The organism is Jonquetella sp. BV3C21, assembly GCF_000468895.1.
Lineage (GTDB): Bacteria > Synergistota > Synergistia > Synergistales > Dethiosulfovibrionaceae > Jonquetella > Jonquetella anthropi.
The window spans coordinates 33071-59300 of the sequence record NZ_AWWC01000008.1 but is presented as its reverse complement, the minus strand read 5'-3'; the positions used below and the strand labels follow the sequence as shown (position 1 = coordinate 59300).

Here is a 26230-nt window from a genome sequence, read left to right as displayed (position 1 = left end):
GGCGAACCATTTGACCGACGAGGAGGATGAACGATGAAGAAACGTACACTTGGCCTGCTTGCCGCCGCTGCCGGACTGGTCCTTGCTTCCGGATCCGCCTGGAGCTGCACCGTGCTGGGCATCGGCAAGAACGCTACCGCCGACGGCAGCGCGATGATCACGCACAACGACGACTCACGGACCGCAAACTCCCGGCTCTTCATTATTCCTGAAGCTGACTGGCCGGAAGGGTCCAAGCGCCCGATCATCAAGGACGCTCACGGCTACGAGGGCGACGCTCAGCAGATGGACGAAATTGACCAAGTTCCTCACACGTACCGGTATTTCTTCTCCCGCTACTCGTTCATGAACGAAAAGGGCGTGGCCATCGGCGAGGCGACCAACGGCGTTCAGGTGACCGACGAGCGGAGCAAGAAGGTTCAGCAGATCATGGAAAAAGACGCCGTCGGCTCTGCCGACGCTTGGGTCGTTCAGGACGTCGCTCTTGAGCGCGCCAAGACTGCCCGCGAGGCCGTTTCCGTCATGGGCAAACTGGTCGAGGAAGTCGGCTGGTACGACTCCGGCGAGACCATGCCGATCACCGACGGAAACGAAGTTTGGATCATGGAGTTCTACGGCAACAAGATTTGGGCCGCGTGGCGCGTGCCGGATGATCAAGTGTTCGTGGCCGCCAACCGGGCTCGGCTTCGCCACCTTGACCTGACCGACAAGGACAACGTGATGTACTGCCCCGACCTGGTCGACTACGCCGTCAAGAACGGCTTCATCGCCAAAGAAGACGTCAACATGAAGGACTTCAGCCCGGCGGACGTGTACTCGCCCAACACCGAGCTGTACGCCATGCGCCGCGAGTGGCGGGTGTTCTCGCTCATCGCCCCGGAAAGCTTCAAAGGCGGTCCGGACGACCTCGAGATGCCCATGTCCTTCAAGCCTGACAAGAAGCTGACCGTGGACGACGTGTTCCGGATCACCGGCGACTGGTACGGCGGCACCGATTACGACCTGAGCAAAGGCCCCGCTGCCGGTCCGTGGGGCAACCCGCTTCGCTACGCCAACTCCTCTAAGGAAAACCCCGACGCCACGTGGGAGCGGTCCATCAACATGATGCGCACCTGCTACGTCCACATCGCCCAGGTCCGCGGCGACCTGCCGGAAGAGGTCCGCGGCATCAGCTGGTACGGCTACGGCGCACCTGACACCACCTACATCACCCCGCTGTGGCCCATCATGACCGAACTGCCCGCCCTCTACTCGATCGGCGACCGGTTCCACGACTACGACAGCAAGTCGGGCTGGTGGACCTGCACCCGCGTGCAGGAACTGGCGACCCTTCACTATCAGGACGCCAGAAAGGACATTCACGCTGCCCGGGAGCCCAAGCTGAACGCGCTGTACCTGCAGACCCGCATGATTCAGGACAAGGCCGCCGAACTCATCAAGGACGGCAAACGCGACGAAGCGATCAACCTGATCACCCAGTTTGCGTGCGCCAACGCCACCGACTGGCACGAGCGCTGGCTCGCCCTTGGCGACAAGCTCATGCAGCGCTACTCGCTGGGCTACGTGAACTACAAGACCACACCGTACCCCGAGTGGTGGAACAAGTTCGTCGGCTACGGCTCCGTCGAACGCAAGAACAAGAGCAAGTAACCTGTTCATAAAACACGCGGCCGTTCGTTGGACGGCCGCGCATTTTTATCTTCCCTCTCTCCGAGGTGTTCGGACTTGAAGCTCATCAGACTGACCGCCGTTATTCTCCTGGCCCTCTGCTCCACGAGCCGCCCCGCGCCGGCGCTCGAATCGGCCGGCCGGCTCATGGCTAGGTGCGAAGCCGTTCTCTGGCAGCAGAAGCAAGACGCCGGACGCGGCCTTGAACTCGCTGACCCAAACCACAGCGGCCTGATCGGCCCGGAGTGGAGCCCGCTGGTCACGGATATCGGCCATTGGGGCGACAAGGTCGCTTCCGCCCGGCCCGAAATGGCCGACGCGCTGGCCGGATATTTCCGCCGCGCCCGGCTGAAACGCGGCGACGTGATTGCAGTCAACGCCAGCGGCTCGTTCCCCGGCTTCCTTTTGGCTACGCTCTGCGCCGCTCAAACGCTCGGACTGCAGCCGGTCGTCGCCTACTCGCTCGGCGCGTCCAGCTACGGCGCGACCGATCCGAACTTCCCTTTTCCAGCCGCCTTGGAAATCCTGCGCCAGCGCGGCCACCTGAAGGACTTTCCCCTCTTGATTTTCCCCGGCGGCTCTCAGGACCGAATGGAACAGACGCTACTCGAGGCCCCGCAGCCGACCGTCAAAGCGCTGATGAATCGCTGGCCTCAAAACGCCGTCTTCCCGGACTCGCTGGACGACGGCATCGCCCGGCGGCAGAAGTTCTTCGACTCGTACCCGGTCAAGTGCTTCGTCTCCATCGGCACGCCTGAGACGAGCACCGGCCTCGGCGACGAGATTTTAAAGCTCCCGCGGGGGCTCGTCCTTCCAGTGGCTAATTACCCGCTCGCCCAAGGGCTCATCTGGACGTACCTCCGGCGCGGCATTCCGGTAGTTCACCTGCTCTACGTCCGGGCTATCTGCCAAGACAATCGCGTCGTCTGGCACGACCAGCCCGACGCGCCAATCGCCCGATAAAGAACCGGCCGCTTCAGAAAAATCTGAAGCGGCCGGTTCTTTATCGGGCGACGAACTTTATCCCCTCGACGGCTTCCGGCACCGGAAACAGATCATCGAGCCGCTGGGCTTCCAGCACTCAACCGTGTAGTCGCGGGCGAGGCGAGCTCTCAGTTCCGACGCGGTCGGATGCGGCTCCATGAATATGCCCCACCGGGTGTACAAATTTTTCACGAAAAAGTCAGTCCGGCGCGAAACGCCGCGGACGTACGTGCAGCCGACAAACCACCCGCCGGGGCGAATGACCCGGAGTATTTCGCTCAGCGCGTCCTCTTTTTCGGGGAAGCAGTGGTACCCGTTCATGCAGAGGACACCGTCGAAACTTTCGTCCTCAAACGGCAGCTCCCCCACGTCTCCTTGGGTGAGCGTGACCTGCGGGACCGACTTCCCCGCCCGACGCCTGAACCGCTCCAGCATGACCGGCGAGTAGTCGAGGCAGACGATCTCCGCGTTTGGAAGCTGCTGATACATCTGAAGAGTGAACACTCCCGTGCCGGCCGGCACATCGAGCATTCGCCCTGAAAAGTCCTTGGGGAGCATGTCCAGCACGATTCGAGCCTCAGTCCACGAGTTTTTCTCGCCCCAGAAAATTCGATTGTACAGCCTGTGATACCAGCGCTTGCCGGTTAAAAAATCGTCGTACCGCATGTCGTCCGCCGTCAGATTTCTGATGAACGCGTCGTTTACCCGCTTCATTTCGCGCCTCCTGAGCAAAAGGCTGGCGGCGAAATGCCGTCAGTCAGATCGGTTAAGCTAACTTATTATAACCCTTGTTGAAGCTAGAGAAAGAACGCCGGGACTGGACGGATTCAGCCAAATAAAAAAAGAGGACGCCCGAGCGGGCGTCCTCTTTAGAACTCTGAGCAAAAAGCCTACATGATCGGCGGCGTGCCGGGCCCCATGGGCAGCTTGAGCAGGTACCACACGACCAGCTGAACCGAGAAGCAGACTATGTACGCGATGGAATAGGGCATGGACATGGAAAGAACCGTGCCGATCCCGACTTCCTGCTTGTTGCCCTCGGGCCGGTACTGCTCCAACAGACCGATGATGACCGGGAGATAGTACGACAGCGGCGAAATGATGTTGGTGCTGGAGTCGCCGATTCGGTAGGCCATCTGAGTGAGAGCCGGCGAGAAGCCAACCACCGAGAACATGGGGACGAAAATCGGCGCCAGAATCAGCCACTTGGCCGAGCCGGAGATCATGAAAAGGTTGACGAAGCAGCTCAACAAAATAAACATGAGCAGCAGCGGAATACCGCCAAGGTTCATGGCCTTCAGCATTTCAGCGCCCTTGACGGCCAGCACGGTGGTCAGGTGGCTCTCGGCAAAGAAGTAAATGAACGCCGCGGCGGGCAGGACGACGACCAAGAAGCTGACGCCGTTGGCCAGCCCCTTGCCCATCATGTGGGGCACGTCGGCCATCTTCTTGATGGTCCGTGCGCCATAGCCGTAGGCGATACCGACGATGAAGAAGAGAATGAACAGCTCGCAGATGATGCCCGACAGGAACGGCGACTTGGGAACGATGTCTCCGTTGTCAGCCCGGAAGAACGAGCCCTGAGGCAGAATGTTGTAGAGGAACAGGGCCACAACGATTACCAGAGCGATGAGGGCGTACCGAAGACCTCGGTTCTCGTCCGCTGTGACCCGGTGCTGGGCCAGGTACTCATCGTCCTTGACCGTCGTGTCATCGCCCAAGACGCGGACGGTGAACTTCTCGGTGACGAACGTGGTCGCCAGCGTGAGAATAACCGTGGCAGCCATCAGGAAGTACCAGTTCATCAGGGGATGCACAGGCGCGTTGATGGGGAAAACGGACGCGGACACGGCCGACTGGGTAATGCCGGAAAGCAGAGCGTCAGTTCCGGCAATGAAGAAGTTGGCGGTGAACCCGCCGCAGCCTGCGGCAAACCCTGTGGCAATGCCGACCCACGGGTTGCGGCCCAGCGCCTTGAAGATGGCGCCGCCGATGGCCGGGGTGAAAATAATGCCCGCGTCGCTGGCCAAGTTGGCGTTAATGCCGACAACAGCCAACGTGGCGGTGATCGCCCACGACGGGGCGCCCAGAATGGCCTTGCGCATGAACGCGGAGATCAGCCCGGACTGCTCGAGCAGGGCGATGCCCAGCGTCATGGTCATAATCAGCCCGAGGGGCGCAAAGCTCGTGTAAATCGGCACGAAGTTGGCGAAGTACTTTCTCAGCGCCTCGTAGCTGAAAAGGTTCACCACCGCGACAGTCGTTTCCTTGGCATCGGCGCCCGCCTTGCCGGCGGACATGTAGGTGACCGAAACGCCGGCCTTGGACAGAAAGTACGACAGGACGAGAACAATAATTGACAGGTAAATGAACAGCCAGAACGGGTGAGGCAGTTTATTGCCAACGACCTCCACGCCGTGAATGAACCGCTCAAATCCGCTTCGTTTTTTCTGCAGCTCAGCCATAATGCCCTCCTTGATATCTTTAGTTTTATTTCCCAGTGCCGCAAAAAGAAGGCTACCCGTTGAGACGGCGCACCACCCCTTCAAGCAGGCGAAGCCCGATCGGAAGACACGCCTCGTCGAAGTCGAACCGGGCGTTGTGGTGTCCGGCGCTCGTCGTCGCGCCGAGGCCAATGTACGTCGCCAGTCCGCCCCGATCCTGAACGGTCTTCATGAGCCACGCGGCGTCGTCGCTGCCCGACATGAGCCGCCGGGGCCGAACGTCAACCGCGCCGGGGACTTCCCGAGCAACCTGGCAGACCAGCTCGGCCAGCTCGGGCGAGCTGGCGCCGCCGATGGACTGACCGACCTTCTCCACCTGAGAGGTCAGGCCGTACATCTCCGCCGCGCCGCGAATGACTTCCATCGCCCGGCCGTAGACGTACTGTTCGAGCTCGTCTGTCCCGCCGCGAGTTTCAACCTTCATGAACGCTTTGGGAGGAATCACGTTGCGGCCTTCGCCGGCGCGCAGGACGCCCACGTTGATTCGGGTGACCCCGTGAGAGTTCGGCGCAATAGCGTGCAGGTTCAGCGCCGCGGCCGCCGCGCCGAGCAGGGCGTTTCGGCCCAGCTCAGGCGCCCCGCCGGCGTGAGCTGCCTCGCCGGTAAAGGTCACGTCGAACTTGGTGGTGCACAAAAAGCCGTCCGTTCCGCCGAAAACAGTGCCTGTGGGAAAACCAAGGCCAAGGTGCAGGGCGATGAACGTATCGGCCTGATCGACGGCGCCGCTGGCCGCAAAAGCGTAGCCGCCCCGAACGCCTTCCTCGGCAGGCTGGAAGACTAAAAGGATTTTTCCCTTGAGCCCGTCGAGATTTGAAGTCAGCAGCTCGGCCAACCCCAGCCCCATCGCGGTGTGCCCGTCGTGGCCGCAGGCGTGCATTTCGCCCGGATTTTCCGAAGGGAATCCCTCAGCCGTCGGCCTGTGACTTGCCTCGCTGCACTCGGTCACGTCAACGCAGTCAATGTCAAACCGAAGGGCAGTCAGAGGGCCGGGACGCCCCGTGTCGATCATCGCCAAAAGCCCCGTGGCGTCGCCGATTCGGCCCACAATTTTGGGGTCGGCGCCCCACTCGACCGCCCGGCGGCGGTGAGCGTCCCGATCGGCCGGCGCGCCCATCACCGTTTCAGGCTTCACGAACTCGCCGCCGAACGTTATCCCAAGCCCCAGCGGCTCAAGCGTCTCTGCTATTTTTGCCGTCGTGTAGTACTCGGTCCAGCCGGTCTCCGGGTGCCGGTGAAACAGCCGCCGACGCTCGACCGTCCGCCGGACCAGATCTTCAAAATCAAGGCTCATGCAAAGACCTCCTTCGGAGCGCTCATCAGAGCCAGCGCCGCGTGGCAGGTGTACAGGACGCCCAATTTTAGGCTGTCAGACGCGGGCAGAAATGACGAGTTGTGCAGAGGCGGCATATCTTCCGGGGAAACGCCGTCAGGCCGACAGCCAAGCCACGCGAACGCCGACGGCCGAGCCTTGGCGAAGAACGCGAAGTCCTCGCCGGTCGGCGGCACTGGCAGTCCAGTCAGCAGTTTTCCGCCGGTCACGTCAGAGGCGACGGGCTCCAGCAGCTCGACGAGCCGGCGGTCGTTGACCGTCGGCGGGTAACCGCGCTCATACTTCACCTGAGCCGTCGCCCCGAGAGCTTTCGCCGCGTTCTCCGCAGTCCGAACGATCCAGCCTGGCAGATGGTCATGTACCCCCTCGTCGAAGCTGCGAACCGTGCCTTCCATCTCGACCCGGTCGGCCAGAATGTTGTAGCGCGTTCCGCCGCTCATCGTGCCGATTGTCACCACAGCGGCCTGAGCTGGCGGCACGTTTCGGCTCACCACCGTCTGAAGGGCCATCACCACGTTGGAAGCGGCCACGATCGCGTCGATTCCGCCGTCGGGCATGGACGCGTGACAGCTCTTGCCCAGCACGGTGATGTTCAGGTGATCCGACGCGGCGCTGACCGCGCCGGCCTGAAGGCCAATAGAACCGCAGGGCAGCGTCGGCCACAGGTGCAGGCCAAGGATCGCGTCAACGTGCGGGTTCTCGAGCGCGCCGTCGCGAATCATCAGCTGGGATCCGCCCAGCGGCGTGCACTCCTCAGACGGCTGAAACAAAAACTTGACCGTCCCCGGCAGCTTATCCCTATGGGCCGCTAAGATTTGGGCGACTGTCAGCAGGATAGCCGTGTGTCCGTCGTGCCCGCAGGCGTGCATCACGCCCGGGTTCTGCGACGCGAACGGACATCCGGTCGTCTCTGTAATGCTCAGCGCGTCCATGTCGGCCCGCAGGCCGATGACCGGCCCGCCCGACTGGCCGGCGAGAAGAGCCGTGACGCCGTGACCTCCGACGCCCGTTTTAATCTCATCAAGGTTCAGCCTGCCGAGTACTTGAGCCACGTACCGAGCCGTCTCCTCCTCGTGATAACTGAGTTCCGGGTGGGCGTGAAGATGCCGGTAGTGCTCCATTAGAACTGAACTGGCATCGTTCGCCCCCCGACAAAAAAATCGCGCACAGGACGTTCCTCCCTTCGCGCGTTCGCCGCGCTTTGCTTTATCACAACGCCATTGTGTTTTATTATAACAGGTTCCCGGAGCCCTGCTCGGTTGCGCCAAACAGGAGCCGGCGCTATAATACGTCCGTTATTCCTCGATAGCTCAGTCGGCAGAGCGGGTGACTGTTAATCACTAGGTCGCAGGTTCAAGTCCTGCTCGAGGAGCCAGATGATAAGAGCCTCGTGCGGTTCCATCGCACGAGGCTTTGTTTTTACTGGGCTTTTAACGCCATTGTTAAAAGACGTTGTGCCTTTTAACGGCTTGGGACCTAAACGGCCCCTCGGGAAACGGGCGCCCCAAAACTGTCCATCAAAAAACTTGTCTCTCGACGCAAATAAAAAGCCTGCCGGATAAACCGGCAGGCTTTTTACACAAGAATTAGTTTTTAGCAGGCTCTTCGGGCTTGGGCTGATCGGCAGGGACAGGAGCCGGAGCGGCGTCCTTGACTTCAGCGGCCTTGTCGGCGGCGGCGTCCTTAGCCTCAGCGGCCTTGTCGGCGGCGGCGTCCTTAACTTCAGCGGCCTTGTCGGCGGCAGCGTCCTTGACCTCAGCGGCCTTATCAGCAGCGGCGTCCTTGGCCTCTGCAGGCTTGTCGGCAACAGCGGCTTTCACTTCTTCGACCTTCTGTTCGACTTCCTGTTTCACCTCGGCAGCCTTATCGGCGACAGCTGTCTTTACCTCTTCTGCCTTCGCGGCGACAGCATCGCCCACTTTCTGGGCGGCGTCGCTCACGGCAGCCTTTGCTTCTTCAACCTTCTTGTCGCCTTCCGTCTGGGCAGCCGGCTGACTGGCGGTCTGAGAGGCCTGCTGGCCCTTGTTGGCCTTCTGATAGTACACGACGCCTGCAATCACAGCAATAATCACGACGATAATCCAAAACTTTTTCATGAGAGATCCTCTCCTTAGTTTGGTATGTCAGGGCTTGCCGCCACTGTCAGTATTTTAGCCCGACGGCCTGCCCTCTCAAGCGAAAAAAGCTTCACGCCGTCTCCGTCCGTTTTACCGATTCCACCGTTGCCAGATTCGTCGGGCCAGCAAAGTTGCTCTGGCCGTTTCAGAGCTCAGCCGGTATGTTAATATTTAAAAGAAATTCCAGCACAAAAAACCTGCAGGAGGTGTTCTACGATGGAAAGGAAAGGCGTTATCACGATGGGCGGCAACCCGATGACCCTGATCGGTCCGGAACTGAAGGTCGGCGACAAGGCTCCGGCGTTTACGCTTCACGATATGGGTCTCGCCCCAGTGACGTTAGGCGATTTTTCCGGCAAGGTGAAGATCATTTCCGTGACGCCGTCAATCGACACGCCGGTGTGCGACGCTCAGGCTCACCAGTTCAACGAGGATGCCGCCGCGCTTGGCAGCGGCGTGGTCATTTTGAACGTCAGCATGGATCTGCCGTTTGCGTTGGGCCGCTACTGCGCCGCCGAGGGAATTGACAGCGTCAAGACCCTTTCCGACTACTACGACGCGTCGTTCGGCTCTGGCTGGGGCGTCCTGATTAAGGAGCTGCGCCTGCTCTGCCGAGCGGTTTTCGTGCTAGACGACCACGACGTGATCCGGTACGCCCAGATTGTCCCCGAGGTGACCCACGCGGTCGACTTCGACGCCGCGCTGAAAGCCGCGAAAAAACTTCTCTGATCGCTGGTGTTTTGCACGGACCGGCTCACGTTGAGCCGGTCCGCCTCGTTTTTATTCCCATAATGAAAGGGTTGAAATCATGGTAAGCTCCCCTATTTTCCTCAGCCTAGCGGCCCTGTCGGTCCTCTTGGCGTCACCCCTGACGGCAGCCCCCGCGGCCGACCAGTCTGTTCCGCCGCGTCTCCCGGTGGAGGACTTCTTCCGGCAGCCGGAAAAAACCGCTTTTCGTCTTTCCCCGAACGGGAAGATGTACTCGTGGCTTGAACCGTGGAAGGATCGGTTCAACGTGATGGTCGCACCGGTGGACGGCTCCCAACCGGCCCGACGGGTTACCGCGGCGACCGAGCGGGATATCCGTTCGTACGGCTGGGTGAACGACGAGACGATCGTCTACGCTCAGGACTTCGGCGGCGACGAGAACTACCACCTGTACGTGACGCCGGCTGACGGGTCTTCCGCCCCGAAGGATCTGACGCCATTCAAGGGGGTCAGGGCGAGCGTTCTGGACGACCTTGAAGACGACCCGGAACACATTCTGATCCTGATGAACAAGGAGAACCCGGAAGTCTTTGACGCCTACCGGGCGAACGTGAAGACCGGCGAGCTGACCCGTCTGACCGACAACCCGGGCAACGTGGTCGGCTGGGGGACGGACAATGATGGGCATATCCGTCTGGCCTACGTGAGCGACGGGCTGACGAGCCGGGTGTTGTACCGGGAGAACGAATCGGAGAAGTTCCGGGAGATTTTCTCTTCTGACTTCAAGGATTCTATCGAGCCTGTCGGCTTCACCGGCGACAACAAGAAAATCTACCTGCTTTCCAACTTGGGGCACGATTACTCGGCTCTCTACCTGTACGACCCCCAAACGAAGAAGCAGGACCTGATCTGTTCGTTCACTGACCGGGACGTGTCCGGTATTCTCTGGTCGCAGGCTCGGCGCACCCTTCTGGGCGTGAGCTGGTACACCGATCGAAGCGGCCGGCTGTACTTCGACGAGGAGGCCCGCGACTTTTACGAGGCCCTGAAAGCCCGTTTCCCCGGCATGGAAGTGGGCATTACCGACACGTCTAAAAACGAACGGCGGATCATCGTCGTCGAGACGAGCGACAAGGTTCCCGGCCGGCTCTACTACTACGACAAGGACAAGCCGGGCGAGTTCAAGCTGTTGGCTGACCTTTATCCTTGGCTGAAAGAAGAGCACATGGCGTCGATGAAGCCGATCAGCTTCACCGCCAGAGACGGGCTGACGATTCACGGCTATCTGACGCTGCCCCTCGGGCGGCCGGCCAAAAACCTGCCCGTTGTGGTCAACCCTCACGGCGGGCCGGAGGCTCGGGATACGTGGGGGTACGACCCGGAGGTTCAGCTGCTGGCTAACCGGGGGATGGCGGTGCTTCAGGTCAACTACCGGGTGTCGACCGGTTACGGGAAGGCGTTCTGGAAGGCGGGCTTCAAGCAGTGGGGCCAGAAACAGCAGGACGATATCACCGACGGAGTGAAGTGGCTGATCAGCGAGGGCATCGCTGACCCGAAACGAATCGGCATTTACGGCGGCAGTTACGGCGGGTATGCCACGCTGATGGGCCTGATCAAGACGCCTGAGCTCTACCGGTGCGGGGTCGACTACGTGGGCGTGGCCAACCTGTTCACGCTGTTCAAGTCAATTCCCAGCTACTGGCGGCCGATGCTGACCGTGATGAAGGAGACGATCGGCGACCCGAAAAAGGACAAGGTGATGTTCCAGCAGTATTCGCCGGTCTACCACGCCGATAAAATCAACGTACCCCTTTTCATCGCCCAGGGCACCAACGACCCGCGGGTCGTGAAGGACCAAAGCGATCAGATGGTTAAGGCCATGAAGGCCCGAGGGATTGAGGTGGAATATCTCGTCAAGAACAACGAAGGCCACGGCTTTTCCAACGTGGAAAACCGGCTGGACTTCTACCGGCAGATGTCCGACTTCTTGGAGCGCCACCTGACGAAACGCTGAGTTTTTCCGCTGAGACGAAAAAAGCAGCCGGACCGAGTTCTCGGTCCGGCTGCTTTCGTTTTGGCTTCTATTTTACTCGACTGTGACGCTCTTGGCCAAGTTGCGGGGCTGGTCGATGTTCCGGCCGCGGATCAGCGCCGAGTGGTACGCGAACAGCTGAAGCGGCAGCAGGGTCAAAAGCGGCGAGAAATCGGCGCTCACTTCGGGCACGAAGATCACCACGTCTGCCGCGTCTGGCTGAACCGGCCGGCCGTCGACCGACGCGCCGTCGGTGGTAACCAGGATTACCGGTGACTTTCTGGCGATGCACTCCTGCATGTTGGAGAGGGTCTTCGCCAAGAGCTCGTCGCCGGGGGCGACGACAACCGAGGGCACGGTCTCGTCAAGCAGGGCGATCGGCCCGTGCTTCATCTCGCCGGCGGCAAACGCCTCGGCGTGAACGTAGGAAATCTCCTTGAGCTTAAGCGCTCCTTCCATCGCCACGGGGAACGAGACGCCCCGCCCTAAAAACAGGAAGTCCCGGGCGAAGCTGAACCGTTCGGCGACGCTGGAAATATCACCGCACCGAGCAAGGGTCTGGTCCATCTTCCACGGCAGGCGGGACAGCTCGACGACAAAGCACTTCAGGTCGTCCTGGCTCAGGTCTCCGCGCAGACGGGCGAGGGCAAACCCCATCAGCACGAGGGTAATCACCTGAGACGTGAACGTCTTCGTGGCCGCGACGCCGACTTCGATGCCAGCCCGAAGGTCGATGACGTCGGCTGCTTCCCGGGCGATGGACGAGTTCACCTGATTCGTCACGGCGACGGCATAATGGCCTCGGGATTTAGCAACTTTGAGGGCAGCCAACGTGTCGCTGGTCTCGCCAGACTGGGAGACGAAGACGGCCAGCGTTTTCGTGTTCGTTCGGTCAGGTCTTGACCGGTACTCGGACGCCACGTCGACGGTCATCGGCACGGACAGATACCGTTCGAGAATCCGCTGGGCGACCGTTGCCGCGTAGCATGACGAACCGCAGGCGACAAACTGGAGGGCTCGCAGCTCCTTGGCCTGTTCGGGCGTCAGGGACAGCAGCCCGTCTAGGACGAGACCTTCCGGCGTCAGCCGCCCTTCAAGGACGTTGCGGACGACGGCGCTCTGCTCGTAAATTTCCTTCAGCATAAAGTGGGCGTACCCCGCCTTGTCAATCATCGACGGGGACACGTCAAGAGCCTGAGGCGTCCTGCTGTGCGGCTCGCCTTCCAGATTCCAGAACTCGGCTCCGCTCGGAGTCAGCCGACACAGCTCTCCCTCTTCGAGGAAAACGACCTTGTCGGCGTACTCGGCCAAGGCGGGAACGTCGGACGCGCAGAGCGTCTCTCCGTCGCCCAACGCTACCACGAGCGGCGCGCCTTTTCTGGCGCAGTAAATCTCGCCGGGCCTGTCGGCGAACATGATGACCAGCGCGAACGCGCCTTCGAGACGGCCGAACAGCTCGCCCAAGGCTTTCAACGGGTCGCCCGCGTACAGCCTGCCAAGGGTCTGAGCGACCACTTCCGTGTCCGTGTCGGAGACGCACTCCACCCCGCTTTCTTTCAGCTGGGCTTTCAGCGCGACGTAGTTTTCAACGATTCCGTTGTGGATGATCGCCACTTTGCCGGCGGCGTCCATATGGGGATGGGCGTTGACTTCCGTCACGCCGCCGTGCGTCGCCCACCGGGTGTGCCCCATGGCACAGTGACAGTCGAACGCGCCGGCTTCGTGAAGGCGGTCTTTCAGCTGAGCTACCTTGCCGACAGTTTTTGTCACGCGAATTTTTCCGCTCTCAAGGCAGGCGATGCCTGCCGAATCATAACCGCGGTACTCCAGGCGCTCCAGCCCAAGCAGTACCAAAGGAACAGCCTGCTTGTGGCCGGTGTACCCTACAATTCCGCACATTCCATATCCTCCTTGCACGACAAAGCGAAGCGCGGCCGCCCTTTTGTCCGCCGATCGCCCGACGTCTTTGTGGACAGCCTTGAGGGAATCGCTTCCTTCCCCGAGGGAACCCGCCGAAAATTTCGATAACCCCCGACCTCGTCAACTGCTCTTCGCAGTTCAGGCGCTTCCATCGTCCGCGTCTTTTCTCCCCTTATCACCTCCCTGACGTAAGAAACAGCAGGGAAACGGCCCGGCGACAGCCTGCCCGTTCCCTGCCCTAAAGCCTGCAATTCCGGACGCTATGCCTCGCGAATCAGCTTTTCCAACACCTGAGACGTCTGAAGAAGCTGGTCTGGGTCGTCGCACTCCACCAGCAAGCGGATGAGCGGCTCTGTCCCCGACGCCCGAAGCAGAACCCGTCCCGACGTTCCCAGATCCCGATTAGCCTGATCGACCGCCGATTTCACGGCCGGGCTCTCCATCGCGCGATCCCGGTCCGCCACGCAGATGTTCACGAGCCTCTGAGGGAACGGGTGGAACTCATCCGACAGACCGGTCGTCTGCCAACCCATCTCCCGACAGGCCCTCAGAAACGCCATGGCAGTGCAGAGCCCGTCGCCAGTTTTGGTGAACGCGTCAACAATGACGTGCCCGGACTGCTCTCCGCCTAGGCGGGATGCGGTGCTCCGCATCATGTCCAGAACGTACCGGTCGCCGACGGCGCAGCGGAACACCTGAATATCCTCTTTTGACAGTTGGCGTTCCAGCGCCCCGTTGCTCATGACCGTCGCAACGACCCCGCTTCCCAACAGGTCTTCTCGCTTCAGCCACGTGCCCAAAACCCAGAGAATGACGTCCCCGTCGATCACCCGGCCCAGCCGGTCTACCATCAGCACTCGGTCGGCGTCGCCGTCGAAGGCTATTCCCAAATCGAACCCCGACTCTTTGACCGCGTTTTTCAGCGTCTCCAGGTGCATGACGCCGGACTTTTCGTTGATGTTCAACCCGTTGGGTTTGTGGCCAATGATCAATGCGCGGCATTTCAGCCGGCGCAGAAACGGCTCCATGACGACTGACTGAGCGCCGTTAGCGCAGTCGAAGACGATCTTCATGTTGGACAAGTCGTCGCCGGCCAAAACGGACAAACTGTGCTCGGCATACTCGACGGCAAAACTGTTGTCAGAAAGAATTTCTCCTACCGACGCGCCGGTCGGGCGCCAGTCGTCGATCAGCTCGTCGCCCAAGTAATCTTCGATTGCCAGCTCGTCGCTGTCGCGAAGCTTCTGTCCGGCTCCGTTGAGGAACTTAATCCCGTTGTACTCCGGCGGGTTATGGGACGCGCTGATAATGCCACCGCCCTGAGCGCCGAAAGCCGCAACCGCCAAGCTGACCGCCGGCGTCGGAAGGACTCCCAAACGAACGACCTCTGCCCCTGCCGACGTCATGCCGGCCGTCAGAGCGTTTTCAAGCATCAAACCAGAACGGCGGGTGTCCCGCCCGACGACAATCTTTGGACGGGGCTCTCCCCGCTCGGTCAGAAAAAGCACATAGGCCCGTCCCAGCCTCAACGCCATTTCCGGCGTCATTGATCCTCGGTTGGCCACATCCCTCACGCCGTCAGTGCCAAAAAGGCAACGAACTCTCTGGCTGCCGTCAGTTTTTTCCATCGTCGGTTCTCCTGTCTTCTTCTCTAATCCTTCGCTATAACACGAACCGTCGCCGGCTCCACAGTCACGGACGAGATCCCGGGAATGCTTGAATCGTACTCGAGGCGCACCGGCACCCGAATATTCCGCGTGACCACGTTCGTCACGTCCACATAGGCCAGAGCCTTCAGCTTCTCCAACGTCACGTCAGAGGATTTATTCTGCTCAAACTGCACGCGAACCGTCACCCTGTCCGGGTCAGCGATCCAGCCGTCAAACGGCGACGTCCCTTCCTGCCTGATTTCAAGCGGGACGCTTTCAAAAACCTTTTCTTCCTGTCTCGGCCCAATTGTGACCGACACTTGAACGCTTTTTTCTCCGACCAGCTGGAACGGACTCGCCGGGGGTACAACGCGCAGCTTGACTGATGTAGTTTCTGTCAGCCCGTCCAAGTTCAGCGGCTCGGTATGAAGGTCAGGAACTTTCCCAGTAAAGCCCTCCGTCCCAGTGACTGATACCGTTGGCGGGGATATTTCGACGTTCTTGATCATCAGGTTCTCCGGCAGCTCGCCGGTCGTGTCCAGCTTAACCGCCGCCGGCAGTTCAGGCAGTCCCTTTTGGAACTTTCCGAAGACTTTAACCGTTGCAGGTACAGCGTCCAAATTGCCCCAAAAACCGCGCGGCAACTGAACGGTCAGGTTCCACGGCCCGCCAGCTTCCAGCTGAGCGAGAGTCGGCCGCACAACCACGTGGGTCAGAGCGCCGATTTCGTTCTGCCGGCCCCGAACGGTTACCCTCTCCGGCTCAACCGTCTGATCCCGGAGCGTGTACCCTTCCGGCATGTCCTTTGGCGTCTCGACGCGAACAAGTACCTGACGCTCAAGCAGCTGCGACAGGTCAATTTTTACCGACGTGGGAGAGACCGACACGATCTCAATTCTTGCCGGGCCGGAAACTCGGACCGGCAGCTGCACCTGTCCGGCCTTCAAGCCCGCCAAGTCGACGTCGGTCACTATCGAGTCCGGCTTCATGGCTGCGACGGCTCGCCGTTCGCCCTTGACGGTCACCACGACTGTTCGGACAGACGGCGTTACCAGCAAATTCGACGGCGGGTTTGAAAACTCCAGTCGGACGTCAAACTCCTTGATGACCGACTCGTCTCGCCCTCCGACGACGAAAAACCACAGGACAGACGCCACCATCAGGGAAAAAACCTGCAGAAAGATTTTCGACTCCAGAATCTTGTTCAGGTTCACGTTCAGTCTGATCATGGCGGCCTCTAGTCATCCCCCAGCGAGCGGATCTCGTCGTGCAGGCTTTCCAGCAGCGACTGCTGGGTCTGATCCGCGCCGGCAAAGTACTGCACCAACAGCTTGCGAATCTGCGCGTCCTTCAGGTCCTGGGACAAACGCCCGTTGATCGCCATGGAGATCTTACCCCGCTCCTCGGATACCACGAGGGATATGCAGTCGGAGACCTCTGTGACGCCGATCGCCGCCCGGTGGCGGGTTCCAAGCCAGCGGGACAGGTCGGCGTTCTCGGTGAGCGGAAGGTAACACCCGGCAGCGATGATCTCGTCGGTGTCCAAAATGACAGCCCCGTCGTGAAGGGGGTTATTGACCCAGAAAATTGAAATCAGCAGTTCCTGAGTTATCTCCGCGTTCAGCTTGACGGCCGTGCTCCAAAAGTCCTTGAGGCCGGTCGTCCTCTGGAGGACGACCAGCGCGCCAATCTTGTGCGCCCGAAGGTACGAGAGGGCCTTGCCTACCTCGTCGGCCATCGACTCGCCGCGGGCCAGCGCTTTCTGCCGACGCCATATGCCGCCGCGGCCCAGCTCTTCCAGGACCTTGCGGAGCTCAGGCTGAAAGATGATGGGCACGGCGAAAAACAGCAGGCTCAAAATTTGGTTGAGTAGCCATGACAGGGTGTCAAGAGCCAACCCGCGGGCGATGAAACTCAAAACCGTCACGAGGAAAAAGCCTTTTACCAGCTGAAATGCCCGGGTGTTCCGAAGGAGAAGGAGCACCCGATAAATCATATACGCGATCACCAAGATGTCGACACAATCCTGCCATCTCAGGTTGCGGAGCATCTCGCTCATCTGGCAGCCCCTCCTCGCAGACCTTTCTACCGTCTCATCATATCACACCGGCCCGGTCACTTGCTTCCGGCGCCCAAGTTAACCCGCCCCTCGTAAATGAGGCCTTTCCCCGAGTCGACCGTGATGATGCTGTCGTTTTTCAGTTTGTCGGCCACCCCGGCAGCCCCGACGACGGCCGGTATTCTCAGCTCAAGAGAAACAATGGCCCCGTGGCTCGTCAGCCCGCCTTCCGCCGTGACAACGGCGGCCGCTTTTTCCATGGCCGGAATGAACGACTTGTCGGTTTCCTCGGCGACCAGAATATCCCCGGGCTGGAACCGATGCAGATCTTCCGGCGTGCGGCACACGCAGGCGCGTCCGGTGACGACGCCGGGCAAAACGGGAAGTCCGCTCGCCACAATTCGGCCTACAGTTTGAACCTGAATCAGGTTGGTCGTTCCGGGGACGTCCAGCGGCACCCCGGCAGTCACCACGACCAGATCCCCCTGATTGACCAGACCGGCGGCCAAGGACGCTTCAACGGCCCGGGCCACCGCCTGTTCCCCGTCGCTGGCGGTGGGGCACAAGACCGGAACGACGCCCCAACACAGGCACAACTCCCGGGTCGTGCCAACCGACGGCGTGGTGGCCACTATCGGGCAGGACGGGCGGTACTTGCTCACAAGCCGGGCGGTCGATCCTGACTTCGTCAGGGAAATGACCGCGCTGGCGCCGAGCTTTCGGGATATCTCCACAGCTGCCATAGCCACGCCGTCGGGCACCCCCGCCTCGACTGGAACTTTCAGCGGGCGCTGCCAGCGGCGAAGTTCTTCCTCGCTGCGGACGACGATTTTCGCCATGGTCTGAACGGCCAGAAGGGGATATTTTCCCGCCGCCGTTTCGCCGGACAGCATGACCGCGTCGGCGCCGTCCAAAACGGCGTTGCTCACGTCGTTTGCCTCAGCCCGAGTCGGCCGCGGGTTGCGGATCATCGAGTCGAGCATCTGGGTTGCCACGATGGTCGTTTTGCCCCGCAGGCGGCACAGGTCGATGATTCGCTTCTGCACGAGCGGCACGTCTTCTGTCGGGATTTCAACGCCCAAGTCGCCGCGTGCGATCATCATGCCGTCCACCACGTCGGCAATGGACTCCAAGTTCTCCACCGCTTTTTTCGTCTCGATCTTCGCGATCAGGCGGGTGTTCGCCCCCTGCTCTTCCACGACTCTCCTGACCGCCAAGACGTCGTTTCGGTCCCGGACGAACGACACGGCGATGCAGTCCACGCCGTTGCGCACGCCCCAGATGATATCGTCCTTGTCCCGGTCGGACATGGACGGCAGAGACAGCTCAGCGCCCGGCAGGTTGATTCCCTTGCGGTTGCCCAGCATGCCGCCGACGTCGACGGTACAGATGAGGTCGGCGTCCCGTTTTTCCCGGACGATCAGGTGAATCGTCCCGTCGTCGATGAACACGTCCTGCCCGACCTGGCACTCTTCTGCCAAGTTGCTCTCGGTGACGCCCACGCCAGTCGCGTCGCCGGGCTGACCGTCGTCAGGCCGTAGGACGAACGTCTGACCGGGAACGAGCTGAACGGGCTCGTCATTTTTAAGAAGCGTCGTCCGAATTTCCGGCCCCTTCGTGTCCAGCATGACCGCAATGGGCCGTTTTTTCTTCTCCTCCAAGCGCCGAACGGCCTGAAGCGCCTGACCGTGTCCCTCGTGAGTTCCATGGCTGAAGTTGAGCCGGGCCACGTCAAGCCCAGCGTCGACAATGCTTTCTAAAACGCCGTCCGCCAAGCTGGCCGGCCCGAGGGTGCAGACAATTTTTACTTTTCGCGTCATCTCAAGCGTCACCTTTCGGCGCATTATGCGCTGATGTCAAATGCTTCCGGGTCGAGTTTCGCCTGCTCTAAGAGAGCTTGGCGAAGCGCTTCGCCGCCGCTCACCTTCACGCCCATCACCATGACGGCGGCCGTCTCCTGGTCTCCGACCAGCTTGAGAATAACCGACGACGGCCCGGGACAGCTCTTGAGAGCCAACAACAGCCGTTTGGGCGTGAGAGCCCGAAGCGCGTCGGGCTCCAAAGTGATTTCGAGGAACTTGCGGCTGGAAGGCCGCCCTTCCAGCGGGACGATCCGGCTGGCGATGACGGTCCCGTCGCCCCGGTCGTCAAGCCGGCCTTCGATGAGATACGGTTTCCCCTCGAACAGCAGCGGCTTCACGCTCAGCCAGTTCAGCCCTGTCTTCGATTTGGGGAAGCACACCACTTCAACTTCCCGTTCGCCGTCGTCGAGCCGCAGGACGCCCATCGCGTCCCCGCGTTTGGTAATTCGTTCTTTCCACTCGGTCAGCAGCCCGGCGAATACCGGCGCCACCGACTGGCTATGCCAGTGGGCCAAGTCAGACGCCGTCGCGTTGACCTGCCCTTGGATAACCTCCCGGAACTGATCTATCGGGTGGCCGGAAATGTACATGCCGATGACTTCTTTTTCCATCGCCAGGCGGGTTTCCAAGTCGTCATCCGGCACGTCGGGGAGTTCAACTCGGTCGAGCGACGACAGGTCGCCGAACAGCGACGCCTGCCCGTCGTCGACGTGAAGGCGCGATGCCGCGTCCACCATCGGGCTGGCAGCTTCAAGAAGCTGACGCCGGTTCGTCGAGAAGCAGTCGAACGCGCCGGCCTTGATAAGGCTTTCCAGAGCGGCTTTGTTGACGTGGCGAAGGTCCACCCGGGTCACGAAGTCCCACATGTCCTTGAACGGACCGCCGGCCTTTCGACTTTCCAGAATTGCCGAGACGGCGTTCTCGCCCATTCGGCTGACCGCGCCCAGCCCGAAGCGAATAACTTCGCCAGCCGCGGTGAACGACGATCGGGACTCGTTGATATCGGGGGCCAGCACGTCGATTCCCGACGAGCGGACTTCTTTCACGTACGAGGCCATGACGTCCTTTTTCGCGCCGATCTTGCTGGTCAGGTACGCCGCCATGAACTCCTTCGGGTAGTGCGTCTTGAGCCACGCCGTCTGATAACTTATCAGAGCATAAGCGGCACTGTGGGACTTGTTAAACCCGTACCCGGCGAACTTCTGGATAATGTCGAAGATGTTTTCTGCCGAGTTCTTGTCGATGCCGTTTTTCAGGGCTCCCTCGACGAAAATCGCCCGCTGTTGGTTCATGACCTCGATTTTTTTCTTCCCCATGGCGCGCCTCAGCAGGTCGGCTCCGCCCAGAGTGTAGCCCGCCAGCACGGACGCGCACTTCATGACCTGTTCCTGGTACAGCACGACCCCGTAGGTCTCCTTCAGCACCGGCTCCAGCTTCGGGTGCAGATAATGAACCCGTTCGCCGTGCTTGCAGTCCACGTACTGGTCTACCATTCCGCTTTCAAGCGGTCCCGGACGGTACAGGGCCAGAATAGCGACCAGATCGTTGAACGAGTCGGGAACCATCCGGCGGATCAGCCGCCGCATGCCCGGCGATTCCAGCTGAAAGATTCCCAACGTGTCGGCGTTCTGGAGCAGCTTGAACACTTCCGGGTCGTCCAGCGGAATTTCCTCGAGGTTAACGTTCCCCTTGCCGTTTTCGCGGATGTTCTCCAACGCGTCTTCTAGGATGGAAAGCGTCTGAAGCCCCAAAAAGTCCATCTTGACCAGTCCAAGGTTTTCCACCGGCTCCATAGAAAACTGAGTGACGACCTGATTTTCTCCGATTTTCCGAACCGGCACGACGTCGGTCAGAGGCATCGGAGTGATCACCACGCCGGCAGCGTGCTGAGAGCAGTGACGGGCCAGACCTTCCATCTTGGAGGCCGAGTCCAGCAGCTCGGCGACCTGCGGGTCCTCGTCGTTGAGCGACTTCAGGTCCGGAGTCTGCTCTATCGCCTCGGCGATGGACTTGACCCCGTCAGGCACCAGTTTGGCGACCTTGTCCACGTCCGCGTAGGGAAGTCCCATGGCCCGCCCCACGTCCTTGATAGCGGCCTTAGACTTCATGCGGCCGAACGTGATGATCTGGGACACGTTTTCCACGCCGTACTTGTCGATCACGTACCGGATCAGCGCCTCGCGCCCCTTGTCCGACACGTCGGTGTCGATATCGGGCATGGAGATTCGTTCCGGGTTCAGGAACCGCTCGAAGATCAGGCCGAACCGAAGCGGGTCAAGCTCGGTGATCCTCATGGCGTAAGCCACCAAAGAGCCGGCAGCGGATCCGCGGCCGGGGCCGATGGGAATATGCCGGTTCTTGCAGGCCTGAATCACGTCGGCGATGATGAGGAAGTACCCGGAAAAGCCCATTTGGCTGATGATCCCCAGCTCGTACTGGAGGCGCTGCTCGTACTCGGGCGGTATGACGCCACCTAGGCGTTTCTCCAGCCCTGCCCGGGCGCCTTTGGCGAGAAAACTGTCCAGCGTTTCGCCTTCCGGCACGTCGAACTTCGGAAGGCTGTAGTGGCCGGTCTTGAGCTTAAATTCAAAACTGCACCGCTCGGCGATTTCCACCGTGTTCGTCAGGGCGTCGGGGACTTCGGCGCCGAAGAAGTTCCACATCTCTTCGGGCGAGCGCAGGTAAAAATCGTTCACCTCGAAGGACATCCGTCCCGGGTCGTTAATCGTCTTGTTCGTCCCCACGCACAGGAGAAGCTCATGCCAGTCGAAGTCCTCCGGGTTCAGGTAGTGGGAGTCGTTGGTGGCGATGAGGGGAAAGCCGTTCCGCCGGGCCATTTCCACGAGAAGTTTGTTGGCGGCCACCTGTTCGGGCAGGGTGTTGGACATGATTTCCAGATAATAGTTCTCCGGCCCCATGATGTCCCGATACAGCTGCGCGGTCTCGAAAGCCCTCCCGTCTTCGCCGGCCAGAAGGAGGCTGGACACTTCTCCAGCGAGGCAGGCGGACGAGGCAATGAGCCCTTTGCTGTACCGAGCCAACAGGTCGTGGTCAATCCGCGGCTTGTAATAAAACCCGTCGGTGTTGGCGATGGACACCAGTTTGACCAGATTGTGATACCCTTCGTCGTCCTTCGCCAGCAGGATCAGGTGATGGCTCCGCTTCTCCCGGGACTGGATGCCCTCGGGAGCCACGTACATCTCGCAACCGATGATCGGTTTGACGCCGGCTGACTTGCAGGCCTGAAAGAACTCCACCGCGCCGTACATGACACCGTGGTCGGTCATAGCGACAGCTGGCTGGTGCCATTGAGCCGTCCGAGCCGCCAAGTCGCCGCACCGGATCGCCCCGTCCAACAGGCTGTACTCAGTGTGGACGTGAAGATGGACAAAAGGATGTTCCACAGCCCATCACCTCCTTGAAAAGTCCCGCTCTCCTAAATGGAAGATCAGGGCTCGGTCTCTTCGTGTTCGTTGTCAGTCTCTTTTCGGTAGTACAGCAAGTCCGCCGGCGGCAGATGAGCGAGCATATCAAGCACCGACTCTGCCTGCGCTCCAACCTTCTTCTCCTGAGCGGCGCCGGCAGGCTCAGCAGGGACCGGCTCAACCTCAACGGGAGAAATCTGCAGGCCCGCTTTTGCCGGCTCGCTCCCTTCGGCCGACTCGGCCTCTTGGACCGCTTTTTCCTCTTTCGCTCCGGCCATGCGGGAGATCATCTTTTCCGCGTCTTCCAGCTCGGTCAGGCCGGAACAGTCGCGGGTCTGGCCGCAAAACCGGACCGTCACGTTTTCCAAATCGGGGAAGTGAGCCTTCAGCCGGCCACGAAGCGCGGCCATCCGTCGGTCGTTCATCGCTTCCCAAGCTATCGTCTGGCTGCCGTCAAGGTCGACTGTCACGCCGCCCTCGCCGCCGGCAAAGGAAGCAAGGTGAACCACCGTCCACAGGACGGGATCTTCCGCGGCAGGGAACTTCCGCAGCTCGTCTACGGCCTCTGCCATCCGCCCGGGGTCCTCTTCCAAACTGACGGGACTGGAGGCATTAACTTTTTCTTCTACCGACGCCGGCTGTTCGGCCTCCTCTTGGAACGGCTGAGCGTTCTGAGGTTCGTTTTCCGTTTCACGCGGCGGCAGGTCGACGGTCAAGGCAGGCTCAGGGGCCCGACTTGCCGAAGGCTCCCGCTCGGAAGAAACGCCCGTTTTGCCGCCGTCTTGAGCCGGAGCTGCAGGAGCGGGCGACGAAAAGACCCGATTCGCCGGGATCGACGGCTTCATGACAGGGGGCTCAGCGACGGCTGGCTCCTTTCCGCTCAGTGCGTCAACGGCCCACATGGAGACCAGCCCGGCGACCACCGAGCTTCCCATGCCACGGCGAATTTGCGGCGTCAGGGCGGCGAGCCGAACCAAAAACGATTCGAGGCTGCCGGAATGCCCGCGAGCGGCTTCTCCCTCGCGCAGAAGCCACCCTTCTTCGTCCTCCGAAAAGGCCGTGCCGGCGAGTCCGGCCTGGCCCCATCGGACGAGAAGCCACAGGTTTCTGACCGAGGAAAAGACGTTGGATACCAACCGTTCAGGCAACGCCCCGCTCAGAAACATATCTGAAAGCACGCTGACGCTTCGCGCCGGATCGGTCCGGCACAGGGAGAGCCAGCTCTGAATTTCTTCTGTTGAGCCGCCGCCGGTGAGCTGCGAAACTGCGGCTTTCGTCACGCTCCCGCCGCCCAGCGCGATAACCTGTTCCAGCAGCGACAGTCCGTCTCTCATGCCGCCGTCGCTGCTGCGGGCAATTTCCCACAGGGCTTCGCTCTCGGCGGAAAGCCCTTCCCGAGCCGTCACGTCCTTCAGCTGAGACACGATGTCGGGAACCGACAGCCCGTGAAACGGGATATGCTGGCACCGGGAACGAATTGTGGCCGGCACTTTATGCGGCTCGGTCGTGGCCAAGATGAACATGACCCGTTCGGGCGGCTCCTCCAGCGTCTTGAGAAGCGCGTTGAACGCCGACGCCGACAGCATATGGACCTCGTCGATGATGTACACTTTCCAGTTGCCGCCGAACGATGCTAGGCCGACGTTGGCCTTCAGCTCCCGGACCTCGTCAACTGTGTTGTTCGACGCGCCGTCGATTTCCACCACGTCGAGGCTCCGCCCGTCCCGAATGGCCAGACAGCTTTGACACTGCCCGCACGGCTCGGCGCCGTTTCGGGCAGTGCAGTTGACGGCTTTTGCCAGCAGCCGGGCTACGGTCGTCTTGCCGCACCCGCGCGGGCCCGAAAAAAGGTACGCGTGCCCGATTCTGCCGGAGGACAGGCTGCGGGTGATCACGTCCACAGCAACCGTCTGGCCGACGACATCAGAAAACGACTGGGGCCTGTAGCGCCGGTACAACGACTGGTACATGTGATCACCTCCCTGCAGATTTTAAACGCCGGTCAGTCAAGCCGCCGGAGCGAGACTGACTCGACTCGGTCTTCGACAGCCCGACGGCTTCTGACGCCCTTCATGGAGTGGCTGCTGTCCTCTAAGGCGCACGCCATCGCGAACTTCACGGCGTCTTGAACTTCCATGCCTTCAAGAGTCGCCGTCACGATGCCGGCCGTGATGGCGTCGTCAAACGTGAACAGCGAACGGGTTTCCATTTTTTCGCGGCAGTTGGCCAGCCAAATTCCCGCCGGCGTCGAAAACACTTCGCCGCCTACTTGACATGACGCGACGGCCCACCGAACGCCCAAGGCCCGAACCTCTGAGACCGCCCGTTTTTGGGCTTCGACCGAGTCATCGATCCGGGATCCGGTTCCCATCAGGAACCGATGGTCCACGTTGGCGTACAGCGGGTCGCCGGCGAGGGCGCCCATCAGCTCCGGCCCGACCGCGTTGACGTACACCGGGAGCCCGGCTTCCCGGGCCCCCAAGCACAGGTCCCTGTAGAAGTCCACCGGGACGCCAGGCGGCAGAGAGCCGCCGAGCACGACAGCCGACGCCCGATTGAGCATTCGGCTGTAGTTAGCTAGGAAAAAGCGAACCGCCTCGGCGTCGATTTTCGGCCCCTCTTCGACGATGCAAGTCTCCGACTCGGTGGCCGTGTCAATGATATTCACGTTCGTCCGAGTTTCGCCCGGCACGTGGACGAAGTTCGTCGTGATGCCAGCGCGCCGCAGGGCGTCTCGGATGTAATCGCCGTTAAAGCCGGCCAAAAATCCCATAGCAGCCGTCTCGTAGCCCATCTGCTGCAGCATGAGCGCCACGTTGACCCCCGAACCGCCGGGAGTTCGCTGGGAGGACAGGGAGCGGGTCCACTGACCGCTGGCAAAGTGCGGCATCAGGTACTCTTCATCCACGGCTGGATTGAGCGTTACTGTGACGATCACAGGCGTTCACCGTCCTCTCACGGGACTAAAAAGGGCGGGCGGGCCTTTAAAGGCCCGATCCCGCCCGGCTGCCCTAGTCGGGGCAGGGTTTTGCCCCAAGGGACAAAAGCTAGAAATTGTTAACGATGTAGTTGTGAGCAGCCATCGCGGCGACAGCACCGTCAGAAGCAGCGGTGATCACCTGACGGAGCGGCGTGTCTCTCACGTCGCCGGCCGCAAACAGACCGGGGACGCTGGTGGCCATGTTTTCGTCGACCTTGATCCAGCCGCCCTTGACCGTGTCGACCAGCCCGTCAACCAGCTGGTTGTTGGGCTCCATGCCGACAAACATGAAGACGCCTTCGACGGCGATCTCGCGAAGCTCGCCGGTCTTGACGTTCTTGACAACGAGCTTGTTCACGAAGTCATCGCCCTGAATGGAGTCGACAACCGAGTCCATGACTCGCTCGATCTTATCGTTCTTCATCAGACGGTCAACGGCCATCTGGTCAGCTCTGAACTGGTCGCGGCGGTGAACGATGTACACCTTGGAGGCGAAGCCGGTCAGGTAGCAGCTCTCTTCGACGGCGGTGTTTCCGCCGCCGATGACCGCCACGTCGCAGCCCTCAAAGAAGTTGGCGTCGCAGGTGGCGCAGTAGCTCACGCCCTTGCCGCCGAACTCCAGCTCGCCGGGGAACCCGAGTTTTTTGAACTCGGCGCCGGTCGCCAGAATGACAGCCTTGGCCTCAAAGTCGCCGGCGTCAGTCTTGATGATTTTGGTCTTGCCGCTGCAGTCAAGGCTCTTGACCGTGCAGTCGACAAATTCAGCGTTGAACTTCATGGCGTGATCTTTCAGCATTTTGCCGATCTCCGGCCCGCTGGCGTGAGCCACGCCCGGATAGTTCTCGATCTCTTCCGTCTTGTTGATTGCGCCGCCGAAGTTGCCCCGCTCAAGGACGGCCGTCTTGAGGCCAGTTCTCATGCCGTAAACCGCTGCTGCCAGCCCGGCAGGGCCGCCGCCGATGATCACAAGATCCCGCTGTTCCATCTTCACA

Annotated in this window: 18 protein-coding genes and 1 tRNA gene; 5 read left to right on the top strand and 14 right to left on the bottom strand. The window is 60.9% G+C overall.

Annotation, left to right across the window (positions count from 1 at the left end):
* Window positions 1–33: 33 nt before the first annotated feature.
* Both HMPREF1249_RS02140 and pgsW read left to right on the top strand, forming a co-directional pair.
* Complete coding sequence (locus tag HMPREF1249_RS02140; RefSeq protein WP_008523219.1) at window positions 34–1650, top strand: dipeptidase; 1617 nt, start codon at window positions 34–36, stop codon at window positions 1648–1650.
* A gap of 75 nt (window positions 1651–1725) precedes the next feature.
* Entirely contained in the window at window positions 1726–2631 is a 906-nt protein-coding gene (gene pgsW / locus HMPREF1249_RS02135) for a poly-gamma-glutamate system protein (protein ID WP_008523220.1), read from the top strand.
* A 57-nt stretch (window positions 2632–2688) separates the two neighbouring features.
* Here the strand turns inward: pgsW and HMPREF1249_RS02130 are convergent, their stop codons facing one another.
* The 4 genes from HMPREF1249_RS02130 to HMPREF1249_RS02115 form a co-directional block, all read right to left on the bottom strand.
* The gene (locus HMPREF1249_RS02130; protein WP_008521718.1) at window positions 2689–3366 is read right to left on the bottom strand and encodes a class I SAM-dependent methyltransferase; all 678 of its coding nucleotides are present in this window, start codon (window positions 3364–3366) and stop codon (window positions 2689–2691) included.
* Window positions 3367–3542: 176 nt separating this feature from the next.
* Window positions 3543–5117, bottom strand: a complete 1575-nt coding sequence (locus HMPREF1249_RS02125; RefSeq protein ID WP_008523223.1) for an AbgT family transporter — start codon at window positions 5115–5117, stop codon at window positions 3543–3545.
* 52 nt (window positions 5118–5169) lie between these two features.
* A complete protein-coding gene (locus tag HMPREF1249_RS02120) occupies window positions 5170–6447 on the bottom strand; it encodes an amidohydrolase (protein ID WP_008523225.1) in 1278 nt (425 codons plus the stop codon).
* On the bottom strand, window positions 6444–7607 hold the full coding sequence (locus tag HMPREF1249_RS02115) for a M20 metallopeptidase family protein (RefSeq protein WP_021775757.1): 1164 nt from the start codon (window positions 7605–7607) through the stop codon (window positions 6444–6446). Before HMPREF1249_RS02115 ends, HMPREF1249_RS02120 begins: the two co-directional genes overlap by 4 nt.
* 178 nt (window positions 7608–7785) lie before the next feature.
* Between HMPREF1249_RS02115 and HMPREF1249_RS02110 the strand changes: the two genes are divergently transcribed.
* Window positions 7786–7861 (top strand) — tRNA-Asn (locus HMPREF1249_RS02110).
* A 211-nt stretch (window positions 7862–8072) separates the two neighbouring features.
* On the opposite strand, the gene HMPREF1249_RS02105 is transcribed toward HMPREF1249_RS02110, so the two are convergent.
* Window positions 8073–8582 carry a late embryogenesis abundant protein gene (locus tag HMPREF1249_RS02105; protein ID WP_008523229.1) on the bottom strand — a complete coding sequence of 170 codons (510 nt, stop codon included), beginning with the start codon at window positions 8580–8582 and terminating at the stop codon, window positions 8073–8075.
* Window positions 8583–8819: 237 nt separating this feature from the next.
* Between HMPREF1249_RS02105 and tpx the strand changes: the two genes are divergently transcribed.
* Both tpx and HMPREF1249_RS02095 read left to right on the top strand, forming a co-directional pair.
* Window positions 8820–9332, top strand: coding sequence for a thiol peroxidase (tpx, locus tag HMPREF1249_RS02100; protein ID WP_008521723.1), 513 nt, complete (start codon window positions 8820–8822; stop codon window positions 9330–9332).
* A 79-nt stretch (window positions 9333–9411) separates the two neighbouring features.
* Window positions 9412–11325 carry an alpha/beta hydrolase family protein gene (locus HMPREF1249_RS02095; RefSeq protein WP_008523231.1) on the top strand — a complete coding sequence of 638 codons (1914 nt, stop codon included), beginning with the start codon at window positions 9412–9414 and terminating at the stop codon, window positions 11323–11325.
* A gap of 72 nt (window positions 11326–11397) precedes the next feature.
* Here the strand turns inward: HMPREF1249_RS02095 and glmS are convergent, their stop codons facing one another.
* The 9 genes from glmS to trxB all read right to left on the bottom strand — a co-directional run bounded on the left by glmS (window position 11398) and on the right by trxB (window position 26223).
* Entirely contained in the window at window positions 11398–13242 is a 1845-nt protein-coding gene (glmS, locus tag HMPREF1249_RS02090) for a glutamine--fructose-6-phosphate transaminase (isomerizing) (RefSeq protein WP_008523232.1), read from the bottom strand.
* A 281-nt stretch (window positions 13243–13523) separates the two neighbouring features.
* On the bottom strand, window positions 13524–14891 hold the full coding sequence (glmM, locus tag HMPREF1249_RS02085; RefSeq protein WP_008523234.1) for a phosphoglucosamine mutase: 1368 nt from the start codon (window positions 14889–14891) through the stop codon (window positions 13524–13526).
* 23 nt (window positions 14892–14914) lie between these two features.
* Complete coding sequence (locus HMPREF1249_RS02080; protein WP_008521728.1) at window positions 14915–16141, bottom strand: CdaR family protein; 1227 nt, start codon at window positions 16139–16141, stop codon at window positions 14915–14917.
* Between the two features lie 8 nt (window positions 16142–16149).
* Window positions 16150–16971 (bottom strand): diadenylate cyclase CdaA, encoded by an 822-nt coding sequence (gene cdaA / locus HMPREF1249_RS02075; RefSeq protein WP_008521729.1) that lies wholly within the window; start codon window positions 16969–16971, stop codon window positions 16150–16152.
* Between the two features lie 56 nt (window positions 16972–17027).
* A complete protein-coding gene (pyk, locus tag HMPREF1249_RS02070) occupies window positions 17028–18815 on the bottom strand; it encodes a pyruvate kinase (RefSeq protein ID WP_008523237.1) in 1788 nt (595 codons plus the stop codon).
* Complete coding sequence (gene dnaE, locus HMPREF1249_RS02065) at window positions 18815–22237, bottom strand: DNA polymerase III subunit alpha (RefSeq protein WP_008521731.1); 3423 nt, start codon at window positions 22235–22237, stop codon at window positions 18815–18817. Before dnaE ends, pyk begins: the two co-directional genes overlap by 1 nt.
* 44 nt (window positions 22238–22281) lie before the next feature.
* Window positions 22282–24228 carry a DNA polymerase III subunit gamma/tau gene (gene dnaX, locus HMPREF1249_RS02060; RefSeq protein ID WP_021775809.1) on the bottom strand — a complete coding sequence of 649 codons (1947 nt, stop codon included), beginning with the start codon at window positions 24226–24228 and terminating at the stop codon, window positions 22282–22284.
* A 32-nt stretch (window positions 24229–24260) separates the two neighbouring features.
* Complete coding sequence (locus HMPREF1249_RS02055) at window positions 24261–25196, bottom strand: 1-phosphofructokinase family hexose kinase (RefSeq protein ID WP_008521733.1); 936 nt, start codon at window positions 25194–25196, stop codon at window positions 24261–24263.
* 109 nt (window positions 25197–25305) lie between these two features.
* Window positions 25306–26223: a thioredoxin-disulfide reductase gene (gene trxB / locus HMPREF1249_RS02050; RefSeq protein WP_008523240.1), complete on the bottom strand. Its 918-nt coding sequence runs from the start codon at window positions 26221–26223 to the stop codon at window positions 25306–25308.
* Window positions 26224–26230: the final 7 nt, after the last annotated feature.

Bases quoted from the DNA above. Each gene is read 5' to 3' on its own strand.
- HMPREF1249_RS02140 (WP_008523219.1), top strand. From the start codon at position 34: ATGAAGAAACGTACACTTGGCCTGCTTGCCGCCGCTGCCGGACTGGTC.
- HMPREF1249_RS02130 (WP_008521718.1), bottom strand. From the start codon at position 3,366: ATGAAGCGGGTAAACGACGCGTTCATCAGAAATCTGACGGCGGACGAC.
- HMPREF1249_RS02125 (WP_008523223.1), bottom strand. From the start codon at position 5,117: ATGGCTGAGCTGCAGAAAAAACGAAGCGGATTTGAGCGGTTCATTCAC.
- HMPREF1249_RS02120 (WP_008523225.1), bottom strand. From the start codon at position 6,447: ATGAGCCTTGATTTTGAAGATCTGGTCCGGCGGACGGTCGAGCGTCGG.
- HMPREF1249_RS02115 (WP_021775757.1), bottom strand. From the start codon at position 7,607: ATGGAGCACTACCGGCATCTTCACGCCCACCCGGAACTCAGTTATCAC.
- HMPREF1249_RS02105 (WP_008523229.1), bottom strand. From the start codon at position 8,582: ATGAAAAAGTTTTGGATTATCGTCGTGATTATTGCTGTGATTGCAGGC.
- tpx (WP_008521723.1), top strand. From the start codon at position 8,820: ATGGAAAGGAAAGGCGTTATCACGATGGGCGGCAACCCGATGACCCTG.
- HMPREF1249_RS02095 (WP_008523231.1), top strand. From the start codon at position 9,412: ATGGTAAGCTCCCCTATTTTCCTCAGCCTAGCGGCCCTGTCGGTCCTC.
- glmS (WP_008523232.1), bottom strand. From the start codon at position 13,242: ATGTGCGGAATTGTAGGGTACACCGGCCACAAGCAGGCTGTTCCTTTG.
- glmM (WP_008523234.1), bottom strand. From the start codon at position 14,891: ATGGAAAAAACTGACGGCAGCCAGAGAGTTCGTTGCCTTTTTGGCACT.
- HMPREF1249_RS02080 (WP_008521728.1), bottom strand. From the start codon at position 16,141: ATGATCAGACTGAACGTGAACCTGAACAAGATTCTGGAGTCGAAAATC.
- cdaA (WP_008521729.1), bottom strand. From the start codon at position 16,971: ATGAGCGAGATGCTCCGCAACCTGAGATGGCAGGATTGTGTCGACATC.
- pyk (WP_008523237.1), bottom strand. From the start codon at position 18,815: ATGCGCCGAAAGGTGACGCTTGAGATGACGCGAAAAGTAAAAATTGTC.
- dnaX (WP_021775809.1), bottom strand. From the start codon at position 24,228: ATGTACCAGTCGTTGTACCGGCGCTACAGGCCCCAGTCGTTTTCTGAT.
- trxB (WP_008523240.1), bottom strand. From the start codon at position 26,223: ATGGAACAGCGGGATCTTGTGATCATCGGCGGCGGCCCTGCCGGGCTG.